This is a genomic window from Caballeronia choica, from assembly GCF_001544535.1.
Lineage (GTDB): Bacteria > Pseudomonadota > Gammaproteobacteria > Burkholderiales > Burkholderiaceae > Caballeronia > Caballeronia choica.
Genome location: NZ_FCON02000425.1, coordinates 1 through 1625, shown reverse-complemented (window position 1 = coordinate 1625; position 1625 = coordinate 1). Strand labels below are relative to the sequence as shown.

Below are 1625 nucleotides of genomic sequence, written 5' to 3'. Positions count from 1 at the left end.
TGCAAAATGGCGTGAAGCCAGGCGCGGCGCGCGAATAGGCGCGAATAAAGGGTTGCGAAACTCCCAGTTTCAATATGAAATTGGCATATGTTCTGGGAGTGAGAAGCGCCGATGAGCACACCGGATTTCTTCCGCAGCCGCCTGGATGCAATGATCGATTTGCGGCACCCACTGGCCGTACTGGCTAACCGAATGCCCTGGACGTCGATAGAAGCGACGTTGACGCCGATCTTCGAGCGGCGTGCTCGCGAGGGGCGGGCGAGCGCGGAGGTTGATCTGTTCGGCACGGCGCCCAAGCTGGCGGGCGCGGGCCTTAGCGCTGCCGGACGTGCGCGCCTGTCGATCCGGCTGATGGCCGGACTGCTCTACCTGAAGCACGCATACAACGAAAGTGATGAGTCGGTTTGCGAGCGCTGGGCACAAGACGTGTACTTCCAGTACTTCTGCGGCGAGGACTATTTCCAGCCGCGCCTGCCATGCGATCCGACCAACCTCGTCCGCTTTCGGCAGGCGCTGGGCGAAGCCGGCGTCGAGGAGATGCTCGCGACAACAATTGCGGCGGCCGTGCAAATGAAAGCCGTGAGGCCGGCCGAATTCGAGCGCGTGATTGTCGATACCACGGTCCAGGAGAAAGCGATTGCCTATCCGACTGACAGCCGTTTGCTGGAGGTTGCACGAGGCAAACTCGCAAGGCTCGCGCAACGTGCTGGACTGACGCTCAAGCAAACGTACGAGCGAGAGGGGAAGCAGTTGCGCCGCCGCGCAGGCGGCTATGCGCATGCCAAACAGTTCAAGCGACTGCGCAGGGTGCTCAAGCGTCAGCGCACGATACTCGGACGATTGCTGCGTGACATCGAGCGCAAATTATCGGGTGCATCTGCTGAGCAACAAGCATCCTTGCGCGTCTGGCTTGAGCGCGCCTGGCGTATCTGCCGTCAGCGTGCGAAGGACAAGCACAAGCTCTACGCGCTTCACGCGCCAGAAGTGGAATGCATCTCCAAAGGCAAGGCCCGCCAGCCCTACGAATTCGGCGTCAAGGTCAGTCTCGCGATCACGGAGAAGCAAGGTCTGATCGTCGGTGCACGCTCGTTTGCGGGCAACCCTTACGACGGGCACACCCTGGCCGGGCAACTTGAACAAACCAACATCTTGCTGCAGGACCTGCCGGGCGCGCCGAGGCCGAAGATCGTGTTGGCCGACCTCGGGTTTCGAGGCGTGGATGCCGATGTGGCACCGGTACAGTTGATTCATCGCGGAATGCACAAGACGCTAAGCACTACACAGCGAAAGTGGTTAAAGCGCCGCCAGGCGATCGAACCGATTATCGGTCACGTTAAGCAGGAACACGGCATGCGGCGTTGCTGGCTCAAAGGGCAAAACGGCGACGCGTTACACGCAGTGTTGTGCGCGACGGGCTACAACCTCCGCTGGCTGCTGCGCGCCATCGTCCGCCTAGGGCTTGCACCCGTATTTTTTGTTCTCGCGTGGCTGCGTTGCCAGCACAACGTCTTGCCAGAAACCTTGCTCGCGCCTCGTACAACTGCCTGAAATCGGAAAGTACGATCGCATCTGATCGACCGCCCGGACGCGTCGACGAGCCAAAACGAATTTTGCAGGTCGGACTA

At 60.5% G+C, this 1625-nt stretch carries 1 protein-coding gene; it reads left to right on the top strand.

The window, feature by feature from the left end; genetic code table 11:
* The first annotated feature begins 111 nt into the window (after window positions 1-111).
* Window positions 112-1548 (top strand): IS5 family transposase, encoded by a 1437-nt coding sequence (locus tag AWB68_RS44665; RefSeq protein ID WP_087650427.1) that lies wholly within the window; start codon window positions 112-114, stop codon window positions 1546-1548.
* Window positions 1549-1625 lie beyond the last annotated feature (77 nt).

Excerpts from the sequence above, each read along its gene's own strand:
- AWB68_RS44665 (WP_087650427.1), top strand. The coding sequence starts at position 112 with ATGAGCACACCGGATTTCTTCCGCAGCCGCCTGGATGCAATGATCGAT.